We start from the raw sequence: 19,860 nt of genomic DNA on the forward strand, positions 1-19,860 counted from the left end.
TTACGGCTCTCTGCCGTCCTCCTCCACCGGCCCGGCCTTATACTCGCTGGGATTCCGGCCGCTGTATTTCTTGAACACCTTGGAGAAATAAGCCCGGTCCGAGAAGCCGAGGGTGTAGGCGACATTCTCGACGGTCTCGTGCGGGCGGGCCAGCATGGTGATGGCCATATTCATTTTGTACTGGTTCACGTAATCGGTGAAGTTCACGCCGGACAGCTTCTTGAAATAGCGGGAGAAGTAGCTGGCATTCAGATGCAGATGCTCTGCCATATCGGTAGAGGTGACCATCCGGTCCACATGCTCCTCCAGATACTTATCCACCGCCTGAAGCCGGACATCCTTCTCCTCAGCAGCTGCGGGGGCCAGAGTATGCTGCCGCCACAGACTCCGCAGCTCCCGCTTGGTCAAGCTGGCAGCCTCCCCGATATGCACCGTCTGCTCCAGCTGCGTGAAGAAGTCCTCCTCGGCCAGCCCTCCGGCTTCGAAGGCCAGCTGGCGCACCAGATCCCCGCAGGTCTCCTTCACCAGCCGCGGCAGCAGCCGCTCCGCCATAGCCTGCTGTGTCCACTGATTCACGGCCAGATCAATCCAGGCGGCCTGTTGATCAAGAAGTGCCAAGGACAGCATGCCGCGTTCCTTTTCCCCGCGCCGTTCTAATGTCTGCCCGAAATCCGCATGCTCCTCAAGCAGAGATACAGGCGTCACTGACTGATAGAAGTTATTTTCACGGCAATCCGTCAGTGTCTTGTATAACACATCGAAGCTGCGGACCGGTGCGCAGGACTCCGAATAGAACCCCAGCAGGGTAATCTTCAGATACTGCTCCACCTTATCCTGTACCGCCTGCATGAATTCAGCCAGCTTGTTCTCTGTAAGGCGGGGGTCCGCCACATTCCAGACCAGATAAATATCGGCGTTCCGGCTCATAATCGGTGTAATGGAAGCCTCAGCAGCAGCAGACAGCTCCAGTGCAATATTGTTCACGGCTGAATGGATCAGCGGGATATCCTTGTACCGGTAACGCTCGGTGACAGATGCGGCATCCATATGAAGGAATCCATGACGCAGAAAGGGGTGCTTCCAGGAGATACCCAACCGTTCGCCGAACTCCAGCGTGTTCTCCTGGCCCGCTGCACCCGACAACAGTTGTTTCAGGAAGCTCTGCTTCAGCACTTCCTTGTTGCGCTCAATCGTCTGACGGAAAGAGTAGCGCTCCAGCAGTTCCTCCCGGCTCTTGAAGCGGCTCATCGCTTTGGCGAGACTGCTCTTAAGCTGCTCAGGCGACAGCTCATCCTTGATCAGATAATCATCGGCCTCCAATTGGATTGCCCGCTTCGAGTAATGGAAATCCTCATAGCAGGTCAGGAAAATCAGGCGCACCTCCGGCTTCGTGATCCTGAAGGCATCCGCCAGCTCCAGCCCGTCCATCCCCGGCAGGCCGATATCCACAATCACTATATCCGGCAGTGCTGTATGGAACTGCTCCAGCGCGTCTTCACTGCTAAACGCCGAAGCCACCAGCTTCAGATCCAGCCCCAAGGACCCGAGCAGATATTCCACATATTCCAGCATCGGGACATCATCGTCAATCAGCATCAGGGTCATCAAGGGGAACCGCCTCCTTCTCCCGGGTCACGGGGATATATAGGGTGAACGTCATGCCATCTTCGTCTTCTCTTGCCTGTGCGCTCAGCCGTGCGCGATATCCGTACAACACCTGTAGACGGCGTGCTGTGTTGACCAGCCCGACTCCTTTTTCCGGCCAGAGCGCAAGGTCTTCACTTCCTTGCAGACGCCGGTTCAGGCGCTGGAGCTTGTCCTCCGGCATTCCGCGGCCGTTATCGCTGATGCTGATCCGCAGCAGATCTGACTCGAACGCTGCTTCGAGCCGGATCGCCGGATGGTCCGGACGGGCGGAGAAGCCGTGGCTGATCGCATTCTCAACAATGGGCTGGAGCAGCAGCCGGGGCAGCATCACCGCACCTTCCTCCTCGCCCACCTCGCATTCCCAAGCGATATCCAGACGGTTGCGGATCTGCATCACCTGGACATAGCTGCCCAGCACCCTGCATTCCTCCGCCAGCTCCAACGGCTTATCCACATGCACATACACCCGCAGCAGCTTCATCAGCGCATCGATCATGGCCCCGTGCCCAGGATCACCGCTTAAGAGCAGATCCACCTTGATCGAATTGAGCGTATTCAGCAGAAAATGAGGCCGGATCTGCGCCGCCAGCGCCTGAAGCTCCAGCCGCCTTTTCTCCTCCTGCTCACTCTCGACCTGCTGCAGCAGCCCGTTCATATCCTCCAGCATCTGATTGAAGGCTGCCGACAGCACCGCCACCTCATCCTTGCCCTTGACGGGTATCCGCACCGCGCGGTTGCCGCCGACATACTGCTTGACGCTGGCCCGCAGCAGGCTGATCGGCTTGTTCATATATCCGGCCCACAGCATTGACAGGACCAGAAACGCCAGGAAGAACAGTCCAATCAGCGAGATTGACACCAGGAACTCCCGGTTGATATGGCTGTCGATGGAGCTGCGGGGCGTCTTGCTGGTCAGCAGCCAGCCGACCTTGGGAATACGGACCTCACTGACCAGCAGCGGGCCTTCATCCGCATTAGCCGCTTCTCCGGTGACAGCAATGCTCCGCCCCTTCTGATCAATCAGCGTGAGCCTGCTCACCGCATTGCCCGTGTCCAGCAGGCTGCGGAAGTAATGGCTCGGAATGCCCACGTACAGCGTGGCCAGCTTGTCCTGATTCAGCGGGTCGGTAATGAAGCGTACAGCATAATAATAATCCGGTGCAGCGGGGGTGCCGCCGTAGGGGAACCATTGCAGCGACACTTTTTCCCGCTCATCCAGCCTGCTGCTCTCCTGAAGAAGAGTCTCCATCAGCACAGAGAACACCGGAATATTCTGATTGCCGATCAGTATCCGGTTCTCCCGGTTGACCAGCATGATCTGCAGATCGGCATCCAGCGACTGCACCGACAGGATATTGGCCGTGGTCTTAAGCTTGTTGTAATGGGTATACACTCCGTAATTTCCGAAGTTCCCGGTATTTTTGAGATAACGCAGACTCTCCAGCACGGCCGGATCATATGCCTCAGAGAAATACACCGAGACAAACGAGATGCTGTCCACCGTTTTTTCCATTTGACTGCCGATGACCTTCAGGGTCTCCTCATTGGAACGCGTGATCTTCTCGCTCACATTCTCCCGCACAGAGGTATAGGACCAGAACGTAACGACAACAAAAGGCAGCAGGATCAGGATCAGGAACGTGTATTGCAGTCTGCGATGGAAGGAAAAACGGCTTAACCATTTCATAAGAATTCCACCCCGCACTGTAATGAAAGCTTCAACGTCCCTATTATAATCCAAAATCACTGCTGCCCTTGCACTTCATCCGTTATTTCTGATTGGCAGAAACTACCTTCTCGACTTCCGCTGTCATCTCATTCTTGACCTCATCGAAGCTGCGGTTATCCAGAATGAAGCTGGCGAAGCCGTTCTCCACAATCGCTTTCAGTTCGCTGCCGTACGGCACGCTGAAGGAGTCAGGCATTTTAATATTCGGATCGAACAGCGTCTTGGAGAGGGAGGCGGTATCGATCAGGTCTGTATTTTCCCCGAAAAAGCTGTTGATCAGCTCCGCTCCGTCCACTCCCTTGAACGAAGGAATCTCCTTGGTGAACTTGTAGGATTCCTTCGACATCCAGCGGATGAAGTCGTACGAGGCTTCCTTGTTCGCTGATTTCGCGCCCATGGCCAGGCCTCCGCCGGAAATATTCGTCATGCCCAGCTCCTTACTGTCCACCGAACGCGGCAGCGGGGCGTACATGCTCTGGAACTCATGCGGGAATTTCTCCAGGTTCAGCGCCGCCCGGACAGCATAGCTTGGCACCGCAAGCATACTGGCATTACCGGCAAAAAATTGCTGCAGCACATGATAGTTCGAGGCCAGTACATCGGCATACGGCTCCGCGCTCTTATCTTCCTTCTCCATCGTGCGGCGGAGGTTGAAGAAGTATTCGAAGGACGGATCGTCAAAAATCGGCTTCAAGTCGGCGCTAAGCTGCGGATGCGGCTTCTCGGTGTATGCGATAATGTTCGGATATTCGCCCCAAGTGTGGAAGTACGTTCCGTAATGCTCCGGAGTGGTCAGCTTCTTGGCATAGTCGCGGAAATCATCCCAGGTCCAGCCCATCTCAGGCAGGGTCAGCCCTGCGGCTTCCAGGTGATCCTTGTTGAAGACCGTCAGCCACTGCGTGGAGCTGGGCAGAATGCCGTAGACCTTATCCTCCAGCTTCAGCAGCTTGGAATATTCATCCTCGGGTTTAATACTCTCCTGTTCAAAAAAGGAGTTAAGCGGTTCCACAACTCCCCGCGAAGCACGCTCCAGCAGCTCATCCTCGTTCCCGGTCATGAACACATCGACCACTTCACCGCCTGCGACCAGAATATCCAGCTTCTTCATGAAATCCGTGCTGTCGCTGTTCTGGACCAGGGATTCATATTCCACTTCCACTTTATCCTGAGCTTTGTTATAGGCCTGAACGGCCTGGTAGATGGGCTCCTCCGGCTTATCGGCTTTGAAGGTGTAGAATTTGATCTTGGCTTTGCCAGCCGTCCCGTCTGTGCCGTTGCTTCCAGTACCCGGTTCAGCTGACGCAGACCCCGGCGCATCGGTGGCCGCTGAGCTGCCCGCCCCGTTCCCGCCATTTCCGCCGCACGCAGTGACCGAGAGCATAAGCATCACACTGGCGAGCATGATTGATAGTTTCTTCACAGCAATTCCCCCTAGTTTTATGTTTTGCAAGCTCATTATACAATTGAAGCCCCGCGCACACCGTGTACAGCTATGCGGTGTGCGCGTACACTTTTTTGACCTTTATCCTTTGACCCCGCCGATGGCAATCCCGTTAATGACCTGCTTCTGGAGGATCAGGAACAGGACCAGCAGCGGCAGAATTGCAGCCACGGAGGCCATCATCATGACGGAGATCTGCGTGCCGAATTCCTCCTTGAAAAATTGCATCCCCAGCGGAATCGTATACAGCTTGGTCGAATTCAGCATGATCAGCGGCCCCTGGTAATCATTCCAGGTCCAGATGAACTTAATGATCCCTACGGTCGCCAGAATCGGGCGGCTCAGCGGCAGCACGACACTCCAGAAGATGCGCAAGAACCCGGCGCCGTCCAGCTCGGCCGCTTCCAGCATATCATTATGAATGCCGATCATGAACTGGCGCAGCAGGAAGGTGAAGTAGCTGGAGAACATCCCCATCAGAATCAGCGCGGCATGAGAGTCGTAGAGGCCGAGCTCCTTAATCATAATATAGCGCGGAACAAGCGTGGCCTGCTCGGGAATCATCATGAATGCCAGCATCAGGGTGAAGATCAGCGCCCGGCCTTTGAAATCCAGCTTAGCGAGCGCATAACCGGCCATAGCCGAGATGACGATGGTCGCCAGGGTGGAGATCAGGGCGATTTTGAGCGAGTTCATATAGAATAATCCAAATGCCACATCACCCATCCAGACTGCCTTGAAGTTGGCGATTAGATTCCAGTCCGTAGGAATCCACTGAATCGGGAAGGTCCAGACCTCCTTCTCCGTCTTCGAGGCGGCCGACAGCATCCACACCAGCGGCATCAGGAAGAATACCGAGCACAGAGCGAACAGGACCGTGAAGATCAGATTGCCGGGCTTAAGTTTTTTCATTGTCATTGCCTTTCGTTCCTTTCGCCTTGGGCTAGTAATGGACTTTACGGTTCTGGGTCATCCAGGTAATGGAGGTCACCAGCATAATGATCAGGAACAGCACCCAGGACATCGCCGAGGCGTAGCCCATTTTGAAGCGCTCGAAGCCTTCCTCATAGATCTGGTACACGATAACAGTACTGGAATAGTTGGGACCGCCGCTGGTCAGGAACTTGATCATATCGAAGATTTTGAAGGAAGAGATCGTGCTCGTGATCGCCAGGAAAAAGGTAGTCGGCCCCAGCAGCGGCAGCGTAATCCGCCGGAACTGTCCGATCCCGCTGGCCCCGTCAATTGTCGCCGCCTCATACAGTTCCTCGGGAATATTCGTCATTCCCGCCAGGAAAATAATCATCTGATAGCCCAGCAGCTGCCAGACATAGATAATCATAATAGCAATCAGCGAGAAGCTGGTATCGACCAGCCAGCGCGGCGGTTCGGAGACCCCAAGCTGCATCAGAATCTGATTGACCGGCCCTTTGGACGGATGGTAGAGTGCCTGCCAGACTGCGGCGATGGCTACCGTGGAACAGATATATGGTACAAAAAAAGCGACCTTGAAAAACGTCTTGGCATACAGCTTCTTATGAATCAGCGCTGAGAGCACTACACCCAACAGCATCGTGACCGGCACGGTGCCCACGGTAAACAGTACGTTATTCTTCAGGGCCAGCAGGAAGCGGTTGTCTCTGAACAGCTCGATAAAGTTATCGAGGCCCACAAAGTTGATTGCCGACAACCCGCCGACCAGATTCCACTCCGTCAGACTGAGGAACAGGCTGAACAGCAGCGGGAACACCGCGATGACCAGCATCCCGATGACCTCCGGCGCAATGAACAGCCATCCGGCGAGCTGCTCCCGTCTCTTGCGCGTCCAATACGTGCCGGCTGCGGGCTTGGCCGTTTTTCGCGTAACCGCAGATTCACTCATCGTATTCTCTCCCCTGCAGTTTCTGCTTCCATATCCGGCAGATAGCCGCCCTCTTCCCTCAGACGGCTGCGCAGCCGGGAGACATCCACGGCATGCACATCGCCGCCGCCATGAGCGGCAGCCAGGGCTGCAGCGAGTCCGGCAGCTTCGCCCATCGCCAGACAGACTGGCATCACCCGGACGCTGCCGAGCACCCTGCGGTCGCAGGAGATCGAGCGGCCGGCGACCAGCACATTGCGCAGCCCGCGCGGCGTAAGGCAACGGTACGGTATGCCGTGTGATTCTCCGGGCCCGTAGAGCGTAATGGCTTGGCTCGACCCGACGCCGCTCTGCTGCTCCTTCTGTGTGCCGTGCACATCGATGAAGTAGCTGTTACGGCAGATCTCATCTTCAAAGCTCCGGCGGGAGATGTAATCCTCCGCCGTCAGAACGTAATCGCCAGTAATCCGCCGGGATTCCCGTGTTCCGATCAGTGTACCCGTGCTCATGACAACCGCATTGCTGAAGGCTGCGGGGTGCACAGCGGCCAGCATATCCCGGTAGGCAGCTGCCAGCTTACGCCCCTCTACCAGTGCCCCGGATACGGAGAAGGGATTCGTATTATCGACTCCCCAGAGATGCCCGGCATTGAAGCCTACGGCACGCGGAGCAACCAGGTTGTTGCACAAATGGGTGTCCGGAATTGCCGGATATTCCCCCGACCGGACAGCCTCATGGATCGGGCTGTGCGGGTTCTCCGCATGCAGCTTCGGCCCATTCTGATAAGCGTAATCATCCACGTTGCCAAGGATGAAGCAGTGGGTCGCCGGCTGAAGCTCGCCGGTCGCTTCGTCCCCCATCTGGTACTCGGCTCCGGCCCATGCGGCGACATCACCGTCCCCCGTGCAATCGACATAGACAGCCGCACGGAAGGCCTGCAGACCTCCTTTGTTCAGGAGGAGGAGGGTGGTGATGTTGCCGTTGTCGTCTCTGTCCACATCCGCAAGGGTGGTCAGGAACAGGATATGCGCACCGGACTCCGTTACGAGATCGTCATAGACCCGCTTGAGCTTCTCCGGCTCGATCGGCACCCAGTCCATCGCTTCCTCCGGCACGTGCGGCATTTGTGCTTTCAGATTATTGAACACCTTGGCCGCCAGACCCCGGTAGACCATCTTCTCTTTATCTGAGAAGGGGCACCAGGCCGGTACCAGGCCTGAGGTTCCCATTCCGCCCAGGCTGCCGGTCGCTTCAACCAGCAGGGTCCGCGCCCCTTCTCTTGCCGCCGCCGCTGCGGCGGTACAGCCCGCCGGACCGCCTCCGACAACAATGACGTCGTAGGCGGTATTCAGCGGGATGGGTTTACTTTTAAGTGTATATGTTCCGTTCTCCATAAGGCCCTCACTTTCCCGGCAGACATCCCTCTTGTGCTGAAGCCGTCTGCCACTCTTCTATGTACTAATTTTAGCAAGAGACTTTTGTGAGTACGGTATAGCTTTCATACGGGTTGATGTGTATTATTTTGACTCTTTGGGTGTGATGTGGGCGGGCTGATGGGGCTGGGTTGGATGATCAGCCGATTCAGAGGGATTTATACACTTCATTTGCTCGCCTAGCTCACTTTTGAGGAATTCAAAGGGATTTATACACTTCATTTGCTTACCTAGCCCACTTTTGCTGAAATCAGGAGCATTTGTGCTCTTTATTCCCACGCAAAAAAAGGATACAGCCGCAAAGCATCAGTTGGTCAGGATTGCGGCCGTGCCCTTTGCTGTTATCTTACGCAAATTTGCAGAGATTGTTTCATTTTTATTTCAAATTTGACAGAATCGCACTGAGAATTAGGCCTGTGTCCAGCGCCATATCCTCAAAATCAGCCAGGGGCAGCGGATTCTTCCCCACTCCCAGCTCGACGGTGAAGCCCGGCTTGCGGAAGCGCTCGATGAACCAGTCCTTGTATCCGGCGTCGCTGCCGGTCAATTCCACCGCCCGGTAGCCGCTGGCCGCTGCCAGCTTAACTGACCAATCCTTACTCTCCGGCGGCTCATAGCCCCGGTAGTTCCAGTAGATCTCAGCCCCCTGGCTGTGCAGCGAGACGGCCGCATCGCCCGGAACACGCTCAGCCAGCGCCGCCAGCGCCGCCGCCTCCGGCTCACTAAGCGGTGCAAGGCCACTGTAATCGCGCGGAGCCGGGCCGGGCACCTGCCGCCGGGCACGTTCCTCCTCCCAGTGTGCGGGGAATTGGTCCCCCAGATCGACGCCGCGGATGTTCGCCTTCCAGTGCCGGAAGCTGCGCCTGCCGCAGTTCCACCTCATCAGCTGCGCATAATGAGGATGGTCCGGCATCGCCCCTTCCTGCACCAGTTCGACGCCGTCGGGATTTGCCATCGGCACGGCCCAGAGCGTCCAGTCCCGGTGCCAGTCCGCAGGCTGACGTCCGTGCCAGTCCTTGCCTGATTCATATGCGGCAGCATATTCTTCTATGAAGCGCATCAGACATGGGGCCGTCAGCCATTCGTTGGCATGCAGCGCGGCATTCACATGCAGGTGGCGCGGGCCGCTGCCGATCCGCAGCAGGCGGAGCGGCTTGCCGAGTACACTGTGGCCTATAACTTCGCTGCTGACACAAGAATAGCGGACCGCAAGCCTTGCAGCATCCGCTTCTATCTCAGCCGGTCCGTATTCTCCGCGCAGATAGACCTCCGTCCCCCGTGTGAGCGCCGGAATCACCAGCACCTTACCCGGCAGACAGATACGTCCCGAGCTTACCCCGGGATTCAGCATCTCCAGCTCATCTGCGCCCACCCCGAACAAGGACGCGATGCTCTGCGCATCGTCCCCCGTCTGCACCGCATACCGCTTGCGCGGTGCAGACGGCAGAAACAGCACCTGGCCCGGATATAAGTAGGGCTGGCTTCCAGCCCATGGATTTCCTTGAATGACATGCTCCGGTGTCAATCCGTGTCTTGCGGCGATACGGCTTACGGTGTCTCCCCTGCGGGCAATGTATTGCTGCATAGGTCTCATCCTCCCGGCCCTCTTGTGCCGGCGTCCTTTACATCCTCAGTGAAGATATACGAGACCCGGCCCTCACGCCTAGTATATGAGCAGCAGCAGCGGGTCATGTGGAAATGTAACAGCAAAAGACCGGGAAGCCCTCCCGGTCTCATCTTCCGGACATTCCCTGCAAGGGGTTTGTCCCTATTCAGTTCGCCGCTGTAATGCTCTCATCCTACAGAGTGGATACTTGCCATACAACGGGCGTCCGGCTGATCTGCTCGCCCAGCCAGTCCCGGGCGATCCGCTGGAAGATCTCCGCATCTCCGCTGCAGAAGAACTGGTGAATCGGACTCTCATCCCCGCGTGCCAGCTGGCCTTTATCGTAAAGGATAGTGCTGATTTCCCGCGCCGTCTCATCCGCCGAGCTGATCAGCTTGACGCCGGGTCCCATCACCTTGCCGATCGGCTCGACCAGGAAAGGATAATGAGTGCAGCCTAGAATCAGTGTGTCAATCGGCTCGTATTTGATGCCGTTCAGTGATTCAGCCACCGCCAGATGGCTCTCCTCCGAGCGGAATAACCCCTGCTCCACGAAGGGCACAAGCGCCGGGCAAGCCTGGCTGACCACCTGAACAAAGGGAGACAGCTGCTTCAGTGCCGCCGTATAGGCACCGCTTGTAATCGTACCGATAGTCCCGATCACGCCGACCTGTCCGCTCTTGGAGGCGCTGATGGCAGCGCGGGCACCGGGGTGAATGACTCCGATCACAGGAATGGCTACCTTGGCGGAGATATAATCAAGAGCTGCTGCTGTTGCTGTGTTGCAAGCAATGACGATCATTTTAGGATTAAATTGAATTAAGTAGTCCACGATTTGTTCAGTGAACAATTTCACTTCCTCAGTGGAACGGGGTCCGTACGGGGCTCTTGCCGTATCGCCGAAATAGATGATTTTCTCCCGGGGGAGCTGTCGCATCACTTCCTTGACAACGGTCAATCCTCCGACGCCTGAGTCTAATATTGCTATTGCCTGCTGCACGAACACACCGCATCCTTTAACTCGTTTTGTGTAGCTTATGTAAGGCTGGAATAATGTGTACCAGGATTTCAGCCCCAATTGCAGATAATACTCCATTTACGGGTTCAGTTCAAGTAGGGAGCTAGAGGAGCCATAATACAGACCCACCCGAAGCCTGCCGTAACACGCAAAAGCCGCCTCCCGCCTGTTCAGCGGAAAACGGCTCCATATCTTTTACATCAAGCTTAGGACAGCTTCCCTGCGGTCTTGCCATCCTCGATAGCTTCAGCTACAGCCGTATCTGTACCAGTCACAGCTTCGATCTCAGCGTCAGCCACAGCAGCTTGCTCCGCAGCTTCATAAGCAGCGATCTCATCTTTTACAGCTTCCACTGCATCTGTGACCTCTACAGCCTGCTCAGCAATACCGCTTACTGTGGCTACATCGGCTTCTTCCACCGCACATTTAGCGGACTTGCTCCATTCCTTCACCTCATGCGCCACCGAGACTACCGCTTCTTTAGCCTTACCATAGATTTCTGTAGTCTTCTCGCTGGCCTGGCCGGCAATCACCTGAACCTTATCCACCGCTTCCGTTGTGCCTTCGGCAATATCCTTACGCAGCTCCTTACCCGGCTTAGGGGCGAACAGCAGCGCTGTCACCGATCCTACAATACTGCCGGCAAGTACGCCCCAGAGCAAGCTTTTGCTATCTTTTTTCATCATCAATCTCTCCTTTGGATTCTATTGTGCCTCTGCCCGGCCACCCGGGCGATCGCCTATTTCTGCTATATCATAAGCATAGAGAGGATGTCCTGTGACTGCTCAGCCCTTGATTTCGGAAGTTTTCTGCTTGGGATTCGGCGTGATAGCATACCGGCAGCATTGGCCGCCCTCCGCCATACACTCACTGCGGGTCACCTTCGCCTCCAGCAGCTCCTCGAACAAATGCTGCTCGCACTGGCAGGCCTTGCGGTACTGGGCAGCTACCTGACGGATGGGACAATTATACTCCCGCAGTGTGTACGAGCCGTCCTCTTCCTTGCTCCACTCCGCCATATAGCCCCCGGCATTCTGAATCGTTGACAGCTCCGCAACCCGTTCCTCCAGCTCACGGCTCTGCATCATAGGGCTGTACTGGGCAAGCATCCGCCGCTTACGGCCTTCAAACAGCATATTGACCGCATCCACACCGCTCCCGTGGTCCAGCTCCCGCAGCAGCTCCAGCGCCAGATTGTGATAGCTTTTGGGAAAATGATCCTCCGCCCGCTCGGTAAGCGAATATACATGCATCGGACGTCCCATGGCCTGGCGCACGACCTTGGTCTTGGCAAGCGACTCCTGCTCCAGCTGAAGCACATGCCGGCGGACACCCATCTCGGTAATTCCCAACTCTTCAGCAAGAGCGCTGATCGTCAGCGGACCTCTCATCTTCAGCAGCGTCATAATCATCCGCCGGGTTGAACCGCTCTCCTGACTCTTCTTCGCCATAAAGGACCTCCTTTCTGTCTGATTGCACACGGCTCCGGCTTCAGCTAGCCCGTGACCCCGCTGCCCAGCTCCTGATCCAGATACCGGCGCACCTCACAGGCGAATTTCTCCAGAATATCCGGGAGCGTCAGGGTCATGGGGTGCAGCTTCTTGCGTTCCCATACGAAATAATCCTGAACCAGCGGCTTACGCAAAGCGACCAGCGAGGTCAGATCCTCGTAGATCCCGCTGTCTCCCAGCACCTTTTCCTCATGAATAATAGATATAATATCCTCGTAGCTTCCGGCATCACGCATAATGAACCCGTCAATCAGACAGCTGCCCACATCCGTCACGACTTCAACGGCCAGATGTAAGCACCGTTCCTGTACCAGACCCAGCAGCGTACTGCCGTCCCAGGAAGAAGCTGCATGTGCTAGGCCTCGCTTAAGATCTGGGATCTGTTCAAGAATAACTTCTATTTGCTTCCGGTTGACATAATACACAGCTGACCCTCCACCCTGCGGTATTTAGTGATCTTCCCTAACATGAACTGCTGTTATTTCCCCCGCCTGCCCCGGCGCTTCAACCAGAACACCATCACGACACATGCCGCCATAAAAACAATCAGATACGTCAATGCTTCCATCGGATACTCAAGCTCGCGCATTCCGCTCACCGCTTTCCGTGCTTAATGGGTTCCAGCCTTGCAAGTACGTGCAGTCTCAGATCTCGTAATCGACCGCTACCGACAGCTCCTTGACCTCATTGATATGGGCAATGACTTCCTTGTGGGCCGGATGCACCTGATACGCCTGCAGATCTTCCAACGAGGCCACAACCGTGACCAGGGCGATATCGAACGAACGCTCCGAGTGAATCAGATCGGCCCCGACTTCAATGGACAGCAGCTGCGGAATTCTTCCCTCCATATTACGGAGGACTGCAACAGTCTCTGCGACCTTGCCTCGGGACCGGTCCTTTAATTTGAAGAAAACAATATGCTTGATCATCTATCCCGCTCCCAGCCTGATTAATGTGAAATGGATTACTCAAAATATATCATAAACCGCAGCATTACTGAAACAATCTTGGTTCATGACCAAAACAGGAGCTTTGCACTCTGGACGAATGCCGTAATGAAATGGTAAAGTCATAACAGTTAAACTAGATGACCCGTCACTTCATTAAATCAGTACACCCGGAGGTATTATGGCTAAAAATCAGCAAGAAACACATAAAATTCAGGCCTGGTCTCTGATCAACCGCAAATATCTTGGACAAGGCGTACGGGTCAAAAGATTTCGCCGCCCCAAACGCAGCCAAATCCGCAACCGCGTTCTGCTGGCCATCCTGATGGCCAAGGACATGAAGCTCTCCCGGCTTGCAGAAGAGCTCTCCGTCTCCTCACGCAGCGTAAGCGCATGGGTATATGAAGGACGTATTCCCTCCAGAACTAATCTGGACAAGGTCTGCCGCCATTTAGGCTATCCGCCCCATATCCTGTTCAACGAAGCTCTTCTGCGGCAAAGTCCGATTGTGTGCCAGCCGACCCCATCCCGTTTCATGAAAAGAACGCTCGCCCATTCACCGCAGCACAACGCGATTCTGACCGGACTCTGCATGGTTTATGATTTCTCTGTAACCGATGTCAGCATCTGGATCGGCGTCCATCCCGGCACCTTCCGCAAGTGGCTGCACCATTGTCATCTGCCTACCCTGGCGCTTCAGGAGAAAGCCGAGAACTTCTTCCGCATTCCCCGGCATATCCTGTTCGCAGACTGCGAGCTGCATTAACTTCATTAATTAGGAAGCCGCAGGAAGAAGAGGGATCACACACAGCATCAGGTTCACAGTAAGGTCCTTCTCGCCGCAGGGAGGGGCCATGTTGACGTTTCTGTCTCAGAAGGCAGCTACCTTTTAAGCGCAAGGATCGTTCTTAGTATGTATTCATGAGTCCCGCCTTGCGGGCTCTGCAGCGATTCGGTAAAGGAATCTGTCTCCAGAATCTCCGTCCCGGCAAAATGCTCCCGCAAATCGGCATCGCTGAAGAAGTGGGCGTATTTATCCTCTTTGTATTCAAAGGTGCCCGGCTCCAGCTCTCTTCCGCAGCCGTTATGGGGATCTTCATCAGAGAAGCTGGTGAAGTAGAGCAGTCCTCCGGTCCTGACCTGACTGAGACTGGCCTCAATTAGCCTTCGGCGGTCCCCTTCGAGGAATAAATGCAGAACATCATAGCAGTAGACAGCATCTACAGACTGCCCAAGCTGAGGCTCCAGCGCCGAGCCTGCAATAAACCTGCTTCCCGGGTCCCATGCTTCGCCCAGCTCCAGCGCCGCTTCACTTAATTCTATCCCGTATACTGTAAAATCAGCAGAGAATACCTTGGTATTCCTCCCATACCCTGCACCCGGAACAAGCACAGTGGATACTCCTGCCTTCTGAAATTTCCGCTTCGCCCATTCTGCCGACGGGCTTGGCTCACTCCCCCAGATCATCCCCTCCTGCGCAAATCTTTTACTCCAGTACTCTGTCATGCTGCTCCTTCTTTCTGTGTTCAGAATATGATCCTGGGTGGTCTAAAGATTAACGCCGCTTATTCCGCATGGCATTCAGCAGCTTCACTCCAGCTTCATCCCCGGTAGTGTAATAATCATACTCTGGAGACTCTTTGGCATAGAGTGCAATCTTCCCCTCAGCATCGTAGTGGACACCCCAGCCGTATTTCTTGGGCAGCATGGAGGCCCGCAGGCACGGATGATTCTTCGAGAACAGCGCTGCCCAGATCTCCTCCCGGCGCGATTCACGCTCTTCTTCGGGAATGGCCTTGTGCCGCACATACACCTGGTACAGCAGTTCTTCATGGTTATAACGGTAAGGTGAGCCGGCCAGCAGATGATACTGGATGACATGTGCAGGCGGGAGCAGACGATCAGATACAGGGATGGTTCCGGTCTCCACCGGGCAATCTTCTGCAATCCGGATAAAAGTATCGGTATAGCTCACAGGTAAGCCTCCTTCTGTAGGACAATACTATCCTCCTATCATAGTCCACTCTGTCCGATCCGGCAAAGTCTATGGACACAGCAAAACGGCTGGCTCCTGTAGCACAGAGAGATCAGCCGTCTTGCCGTTATAGCATCTATGAAGTTGACAGCCTACCAGCTGGACTTGGTAACGCCCGGAATTTGCCCCTTATGCGCCAGCTCACGGAAGACGATCCGGGATATCTTGAATGTACTCAGATAGCCCCGCGGTCTGCCGGACACGCTGCATCTGTTCTTTTGGCGGGTGGCTGAGGAATCCCGGGGCAGCTTCTGCAGTGCCATCACATCGCCTGCCGCCTTCAGCTCTCTGCGCTTGTCAGCGTACTTCGCCACCAGCTCCTGCCGCTTCTGTTCCTTCACAACCTTGGATTTCTTGGCCACTATAGATCAGCTCCTTCGTTCTTATTCGTTCAATGCCTGGATCAGCGCTTCAAGATTCTGCCGCATCAGACTCAGGTAATCTTGATTATGGGCAGCGTCTTCCTCTGTTAATCCTTCAATTGGGTTCAGCACGGCGGTCTTGGCTCCTATTTCCTGGGCAATAGTATCGGCGACACTGGAGGAGACCAAGGTTTCAAAAAAGATCGTAGTCACCTTATTCGCCTTGGCGAACTCCACGATTTTGGCCATCTGTGCAGCAGACGGCTCCTGCTCCGGCGACAGTCCTGCAATCGGCACCTGCGTCAAGCCATATTGCTGTGCCAGATAACCAAAGGCGGCATGCTGGGTAATAAAGTCCTTGCGCTTCGTGTTCTGAAGCCCGGCTCTGAAATCCTGATCCAGCTTCTCCAGCTTGGTGATATAAGCATCGCTGTTAGCGTGGAAGGCTGCTGCATTTCCGGGAAAAGCTGCGGAGAGTGCTGCTTCAATGGTCTTAACCTCCCGGATAGCCATCACAGGGTCCAGCCATACATGGGGATCGAGTCCGCCATGGTCGTGGCCGTGTTCGTGGTCATGATCATGTTCATGTTCGTGCTCTGCTCCGCCGGCAGCGGAATCATTATGGTAGTGATCGTGATCACTTTCTTCAGCCGTGGATTCATCCTGCTGATGTTCGTGCTCATGATCATGGTCCGCTTCACCCGCTGCTTCCTCTTCATGGTTGTGCTCATGATCGTGTTCATGCTCTGCTCCTTCAATAATCTGGAGTCCTTTACTTGCCTCTATTGTAATGAGATCACTTCCGGCCGCACCGTCCACAATCTGCTGCGCCCAGCTTTCCATGCCTGCCCCATTGTAGACAAGCACATCTGCATCCGAAATATCGGCCATATCCTTCGCAGTCGGTTCCCAGTCATGCGGCTCGACACCGGGCGGGACCAGCACCTCCACATCGGCAAGGTCACCGGTAATGCTTTTTGTGAATTCATACATCGGGTAAAAGCTAACCTTAATGTTCAATTTATCCGCTGGAGGTACAGATGAAGCTGCGGCCGCAGCTGAGGGTGTTGCCGCCGGACTATTGGTAGAAGCAGCTTTGGTCGCAGTGTTGTTGCCGCAGCCGGAGATCACCAGCATGGCAGTCAGGGACAAGGCTGCAAGCTGACGGATTCTGAATGTGGACGGTGCGGACGAATTGGACTTTGCTATGGATTTGAATTTCATCATATGTTATGAGACCCCTTTTCTTCATTAGCTTGAGATGAATACTGGCTGCGGCTGCGCAGCCTGATCAGCTTCTGCACGGCAATGGCCAGCAGGAGAAATACCAGCAAAATAAGTGCAATCGTGCCTCCTGGAGGCGTGTTGATATAGTAGGAAGCTGTAAGCCCGCTGAACACACCGGTCAGCCCCACACTGACGGAGATTATTATAGCTGCCGTGAAGCCTGAGGCCATCCGCAGCGCAATGGAAGCGGGCAGCACAATCAGAGCCGATACAAGCAGCACACCCACCACCGGCATGGCTGCGGCAACGGTCATGCCGGTTAGGACAGCGAACGAGAAGGACAACCACTCGGTATGGACACCGCTGATAGCGGCGGTCTCTTCGTCGAAGGTCAGGCTGTACAGCGGGCGGCGCAGAATGATGAAGTAGAGAAGACCGGCTGCGGCCACCAGGGCAATCAGCTTAAGCTGGGTATCACTTACAGCAACGATGGAGCCGAACAGATAGGAGCTGAAGCTCTTGGTCAGATTCTGCTTCAGGCTCATCAGCACAACGGCCAGCGCCAGACCGGAGGTCATAATAATGGCTACCGGAAGCTCGCTGTAGGTACGGTAAGAGCGGCGCAGCTGCTCAATAACCAGCCCTCCTGCTACAGCTACAGCGAAGCCGCTCAGAGCCGGATTCCAGCCCAGCACAGAACCCAGGGCAACTCCGGCAAGGGAGACGTGAGACAATGTATCGGCCATCAGCACCTGCCTGCGAAGCATCAAGTAGACTCCTAGCAAGGGTCCGATCAGTCCGATCAGGCCTCCTGCCCAAAATGCGCGTTGCATGAATTCGTAACCAAACATGTCCAGCCCTCCTGCTCCTTGCGTTCCAGCGTAATCACGGTATCCAGATAAGAGCTTGTCTCTTCCAGGCCGTGTGTAACCATGATGACGGTCCGGCCATGGCGGCTGACATAATGCCGCATCAGCTCATAGAACCCGGTGCGGCTGGCAGCATCCATCCCCGTTACCGGCTCATCCAGCACCAGTACCTGCGGCTGCTGGGCCAGCGCGCGGGCGATGCAGATCCGCTGCTTCTGTCCGCCGGACAGCTCGCCGATTCTCCGGTTACGGTACTCCCACATCTCCACCTGCCGCAGGCTGCTCTCTACAAGCGCCTCCTGCTCCTTAGTGAACCGGCGGAACAAGCCCAGCCCCGAATAACAGCCGGAACGGACCAGCTCAATCACCTTGCTCGGAAATCCGGCATTGAAGGAAGCTACCTGCTGTGGCACATAGCCGACCTCCAGCTTGCCTCCTCCGGTAATTTCCCGGTTCAGAGTAACCGTTCCGCTCCAGGGCTTCAGTAGGCCCAGCATCAGCTTAAGCAGCGTTGTCTTCGCTGCCCCGTTCGGCCCGGTAATGCCAATGAACTGTCCAGCCTCCAGATCCAGCGACAAGCGGTCAATGACCGGCTCATCCCCGTAACCGAACACCACATCCCTGATGGATGACAAAATCATCGTTCCTCCCCCTCTCAACAAACAAATTAGGCATGTTTTATTCGTAATATTTACGATTATTATTCAACTCCATTGATATTATCGTAATGATTACGATTTGTAAACCCAAAACTACAAATTAATCGTAATCGTACTGATTAATGTAGTTAAATCCAAGCCATTGTTCGGCTTTCCGCATACATTCGCTTTTGCCCCATCTACCCTGCGCGGCACCTGATCGCCATACAGCACAAAGCCGGAATCCGCAGAAAGGATTCCGGCTTTCTAGATTATCATTTACAGAAGCAGTTATTCCTGCCCCGCCGCAAGCAGCTCCTCGACGGGCCAAGGAAGCGGGTTGTTGAAGGCCGTCCAGTCCTGCTTCATCTCCTCTGCGGTCAGCAGGCAGCGGTCCAGGCGGGCTTCGATATCCTCACGGTTCATCTGGACTCCGATGAAGACGATCTCGTTCAGCCGGTCTCCCCACTGCCCGTCCCACTTCGCCAGCACATCCGGTTCCGCAGCCAGCACCTCCTGCTGCTGCTCCTCCGGCAGGGTAGCCAGCCAATAACCGGCGGGACCGAACTGGATGGACGGCCCCGCCTGGCTGATGGTCGCTGCCAGATCACCGCTGGCCGCCAGCCAGACCAGTCCTTTTGCCCGGACGACCTCAGAGGGCCAGTTACTGAAGAAGAAGCTCAGCCGCTGCGGGTGGAACGGCGCTCTCCGGCGGTAGACGAAGGAGGTAATGCCGTATTCCTCAGTCTCCGGGGTGTGTTCCTCCTTGGCAAGCTCAGCGATCCAGCCGGATGACTGGCTGGTCTGTTCGAAATCGAATAATCCCGTATTCAGAATCTCAGATAGCTCTACTTGTGCGTTCACCGTGAGGATGATCTTCGCCCGAGGCTGAAGTCTGCGCAGAACCGCCTCCAGCTTGTTCAGCTCCGCCTCCTCCACCAGATCGCACTTGTTAAGCAGCAGCACATCACAGGTCTCAATCTGATCGATTAGCAGATCGACGATATCCCGGAAGTCGCCTTCACCCGCCGTCATATTGCGGTCCAGCAGACTGTCGCCCGAGGCGAAATCATGCCAGAAGCGGTTAGCATCGACCACCGTCACCATTGTATCCAGCCGGGCCAGCTCGGTCAGGTCGATATCCAGCTCAGGGTTCGGGTAAGTGAAGGTCTGGGCCACCGGGACCGGCTCGCTGATGCCGGAGGATTCAATCAGTATGTAATCAAAACGCCCCTCCGAGGCGAGATGATTCACTTCGCGCAGCAGGTCATCACGGAGGGTGCAGCAGATGCAGCCATTGGACATCTCCACCAGCTTCTCCTCTGTGCGGGAGAGGCTGGTGCCGGATTTTACCAGATTCGCATCCACATTCACTTCACTCATATCATTGACGATAACGGCCACCTTCAGGCCCTCACGGTTATGCAGAATATGATTGAGCAGTGTAGTCTTGCCGGAGCCAAGATATCCGCTTAGCACTGTTACAGGAATTTTGTTCATTGTAGTCTCCTTGTAAATTATATTTTTTATCCC

General features: G+C 55.4%; 20 protein-coding genes. 1 reads left to right on the top strand and 19 read right to left on the bottom strand.

Translation table 11 applies throughout. The features are described 5' to 3' along the window. The 12 genes from NST04_RS25600 to NST04_RS25655 form a co-directional block, all read right to left on the bottom strand. Nucleotides 1-1,605, bottom strand: coding sequence for a helix-turn-helix domain-containing protein (locus NST04_RS25600; protein WP_341186842.1), 1,605 nt, complete (start codon nucleotides 1,603-1,605; stop codon nucleotides 1-3). Beyond that, complete coding sequence (locus NST04_RS25605; RefSeq protein ID WP_341186721.1) at nucleotides 1,586-3,334, bottom strand: sensor histidine kinase; 1,749 nt, start codon at nucleotides 3,332-3,334, stop codon at nucleotides 1,586-1,588. Before NST04_RS25605 ends, NST04_RS25600 begins: the two co-directional genes overlap by 20 nt. 82 nt (nucleotides 3,335-3,416) lie before the next feature. Next, nucleotides 3,417-4,796 (bottom strand): ABC transporter substrate-binding protein, encoded by a 1,380-nt coding sequence (locus NST04_RS25610; protein ID WP_341186722.1) that lies wholly within the window; start codon nucleotides 4,794-4,796, stop codon nucleotides 3,417-3,419. Nucleotides 4,797-4,898: 102 nt separating this feature from the next. After that, nucleotides 4,899-5,735, bottom strand: a complete 837-nt coding sequence (locus tag NST04_RS25615; RefSeq protein ID WP_036702263.1) for a carbohydrate ABC transporter permease — start codon at nucleotides 5,733-5,735, stop codon at nucleotides 4,899-4,901. Between the two features lie 25 nt (nucleotides 5,736-5,760). Next, nucleotides 5,761-6,699, bottom strand: a complete 939-nt coding sequence (locus tag NST04_RS25620) for a carbohydrate ABC transporter permease (protein WP_036702264.1) — start codon at nucleotides 6,697-6,699, stop codon at nucleotides 5,761-5,763. After that, complete coding sequence (locus tag NST04_RS25625; RefSeq protein ID WP_341186723.1) at nucleotides 6,696-8,072, bottom strand: FAD-dependent oxidoreductase; 1,377 nt, start codon at nucleotides 8,070-8,072, stop codon at nucleotides 6,696-6,698. The genes NST04_RS25620 and NST04_RS25625 overlap by 4 nt, the downstream gene beginning before the upstream one ends. 415 nt (nucleotides 8,073-8,487) lie before the next feature. Beyond that, nucleotides 8,488-9,696 (bottom strand): M14 family zinc carboxypeptidase, encoded by a 1,209-nt coding sequence (locus tag NST04_RS25630; protein ID WP_341186724.1) that lies wholly within the window; start codon nucleotides 9,694-9,696, stop codon nucleotides 8,488-8,490. A 214-nt stretch (nucleotides 9,697-9,910) separates the two neighbouring features. Next, complete coding sequence (gene racE / locus NST04_RS25635; protein WP_341186725.1) at nucleotides 9,911-10,717, bottom strand: glutamate racemase; 807 nt, start codon at nucleotides 10,715-10,717, stop codon at nucleotides 9,911-9,913. A 224-nt stretch (nucleotides 10,718-10,941) separates the two neighbouring features. Further along, on the bottom strand, nucleotides 10,942-11,421 hold the full coding sequence (locus tag NST04_RS25640) for a YtxH domain-containing protein (protein ID WP_084649125.1): 480 nt from the start codon (nucleotides 11,419-11,421) through the stop codon (nucleotides 10,942-10,944). Nucleotides 11,422-11,520: 99 nt separating this feature from the next. Beyond that, on the bottom strand, nucleotides 11,521-12,186 hold the full coding sequence (locus NST04_RS25645) for a helix-turn-helix transcriptional regulator (protein WP_341186726.1): 666 nt from the start codon (nucleotides 12,184-12,186) through the stop codon (nucleotides 11,521-11,523). A 44-nt stretch (nucleotides 12,187-12,230) separates the two neighbouring features. Further along, on the bottom strand, nucleotides 12,231-12,671 hold the full coding sequence (locus NST04_RS25650; RefSeq protein WP_209991035.1) for a DUF86 domain-containing protein: 441 nt from the start codon (nucleotides 12,669-12,671) through the stop codon (nucleotides 12,231-12,233). Nucleotides 12,672-12,890: 219 nt separating this feature from the next. Then, entirely contained in the window at nucleotides 12,891-13,178 is a 288-nt protein-coding gene (locus tag NST04_RS25655) for a Dabb family protein (protein ID WP_341186727.1), read from the bottom strand. 199 nt (nucleotides 13,179-13,377) lie between these two features. On the opposite strand from NST04_RS25655, the gene NST04_RS25660 reads away from it, so the two are divergent. Further along, nucleotides 13,378-13,962 carry a helix-turn-helix domain-containing protein gene (locus NST04_RS25660; RefSeq protein ID WP_036702276.1) on the top strand — a complete coding sequence of 195 codons (585 nt, stop codon included), beginning with the start codon at nucleotides 13,378-13,380 and terminating at the stop codon, nucleotides 13,960-13,962. A gap of 116 nt (nucleotides 13,963-14,078) precedes the next feature. Here the strand turns inward: NST04_RS25660 and NST04_RS25665 are convergent, their stop codons facing one another. The 7 genes from NST04_RS25665 to NST04_RS25695 form a co-directional block, all read right to left on the bottom strand. Further along, nucleotides 14,079-14,702, bottom strand: a complete 624-nt coding sequence (locus NST04_RS25665; protein ID WP_341186728.1) for a class I SAM-dependent methyltransferase — start codon at nucleotides 14,700-14,702, stop codon at nucleotides 14,079-14,081. 49 nt (nucleotides 14,703-14,751) lie between these two features. After that, a complete protein-coding gene (locus NST04_RS25670) occupies nucleotides 14,752-15,171 on the bottom strand; it encodes a DUF6157 family protein (protein WP_341186729.1) in 420 nt (139 codons plus the stop codon). 152 nt (nucleotides 15,172-15,323) lie between these two features. Beyond that, on the bottom strand, nucleotides 15,324-15,593 hold the full coding sequence (gene rpsN / locus NST04_RS25675; protein ID WP_076078385.1) for a 30S ribosomal protein S14: 270 nt from the start codon (nucleotides 15,591-15,593) through the stop codon (nucleotides 15,324-15,326). Between the two features lie 21 nt (nucleotides 15,594-15,614). Further along, the gene (locus NST04_RS25680; protein WP_341186730.1) at nucleotides 15,615-16,820 is read right to left on the bottom strand and encodes a metal ABC transporter substrate-binding protein; all 1,206 of its coding nucleotides are present in this window, start codon (nucleotides 16,818-16,820) and stop codon (nucleotides 15,615-15,617) included. Next, nucleotides 16,817-17,677, bottom strand: a complete 861-nt coding sequence (locus NST04_RS25685) for a metal ABC transporter permease (RefSeq protein WP_341186843.1) — start codon at nucleotides 17,675-17,677, stop codon at nucleotides 16,817-16,819. The genes NST04_RS25680 and NST04_RS25685 overlap by 4 nt, the downstream gene beginning before the upstream one ends. Continuing rightward, on the bottom strand, nucleotides 17,623-18,330 hold the full coding sequence (locus tag NST04_RS25690) for a metal ABC transporter ATP-binding protein (protein WP_341186731.1): 708 nt from the start codon (nucleotides 18,328-18,330) through the stop codon (nucleotides 17,623-17,625). The genes NST04_RS25685 and NST04_RS25690 overlap by 55 nt, the downstream gene beginning before the upstream one ends. A gap of 288 nt (nucleotides 18,331-18,618) precedes the next feature. Beyond that, the gene (locus NST04_RS25695) at nucleotides 18,619-19,827 is read right to left on the bottom strand and encodes a GTP-binding protein (protein WP_341186732.1); all 1,209 of its coding nucleotides are present in this window, start codon (nucleotides 19,825-19,827) and stop codon (nucleotides 18,619-18,621) included. Nucleotides 19,828-19,860: the final 33 nt, after the last annotated feature.

Origin of the sequence: Paenibacillus sp. FSL H7-0756, assembly GCF_038006765.1 — a bacterium.
Taxonomy (GTDB): domain Bacteria; phylum Bacillota; class Bacilli; order Paenibacillales; family Paenibacillaceae; genus Paenibacillus_AQ.

Excerpts from the sequence above, each read along its gene's own strand:
- NST04_RS25680 (WP_341186730.1), bottom strand. The coding sequence starts at position 16,820 with ATGATGAAATTCAAATCCATAGCAAAGTCCAATTCGTCCGCACCGTCC.
- NST04_RS25625 (WP_341186723.1), bottom strand. The coding sequence starts at position 8,072 with ATGGAGAACGGAACATATACACTTAAAAGTAAACCCATCCCGCTGAAT.
- NST04_RS25655 (WP_341186727.1), bottom strand. The coding sequence starts at position 13,178 with ATGATCAAGCATATTGTTTTCTTCAAATTAAAGGACCGGTCCCGAGGC.
- NST04_RS25660 (WP_036702276.1), top strand. The coding sequence starts at position 13,378 with ATGGCTAAAAATCAGCAAGAAACACATAAAATTCAGGCCTGGTCTCTG.
- NST04_RS25615 (WP_036702263.1), bottom strand. The coding sequence starts at position 5,735 with ATGACAATGAAAAAACTTAAGCCCGGCAATCTGATCTTCACGGTCCTG.
- NST04_RS25630 (WP_341186724.1), bottom strand. The coding sequence starts at position 9,696 with ATGCAGCAATACATTGCCCGCAGGGGAGACACCGTAAGCCGTATCGCC.
- NST04_RS25600 (WP_341186842.1), bottom strand. The coding sequence starts at position 1,605 with ATGACCCTGATGCTGATTGACGATGATGTCCCGATGCTGGAATATGTG.
- NST04_RS25665 (WP_341186728.1), bottom strand. The coding sequence starts at position 14,702 with ATGACAGAGTACTGGAGTAAAAGATTTGCGCAGGAGGGGATGATCTGG.
- NST04_RS25695 (WP_341186732.1), bottom strand. The coding sequence starts at position 19,827 with ATGAACAAAATTCCTGTAACAGTGCTAAGCGGATATCTTGGCTCCGGC.
- NST04_RS25645 (WP_341186726.1), bottom strand. The coding sequence starts at position 12,186 with ATGGCGAAGAAGAGTCAGGAGAGCGGTTCAACCCGGCGGATGATTATG.
- NST04_RS25690 (WP_341186731.1), bottom strand. The coding sequence starts at position 18,330 with ATGATTTTGTCATCCATCAGGGATGTGGTGTTCGGTTACGGGGATGAG.
- NST04_RS25620 (WP_036702264.1), bottom strand. The coding sequence starts at position 6,699 with ATGAGTGAATCTGCGGTTACGCGAAAAACGGCCAAGCCCGCAGCCGGC.
- NST04_RS25640 (WP_084649125.1), bottom strand. The coding sequence starts at position 11,421 with ATGATGAAAAAAGATAGCAAAAGCTTGCTCTGGGGCGTACTTGCCGGC.
- NST04_RS25605 (WP_341186721.1), bottom strand. The coding sequence starts at position 3,334 with ATGAAATGGTTAAGCCGTTTTTCCTTCCATCGCAGACTGCAATACACG.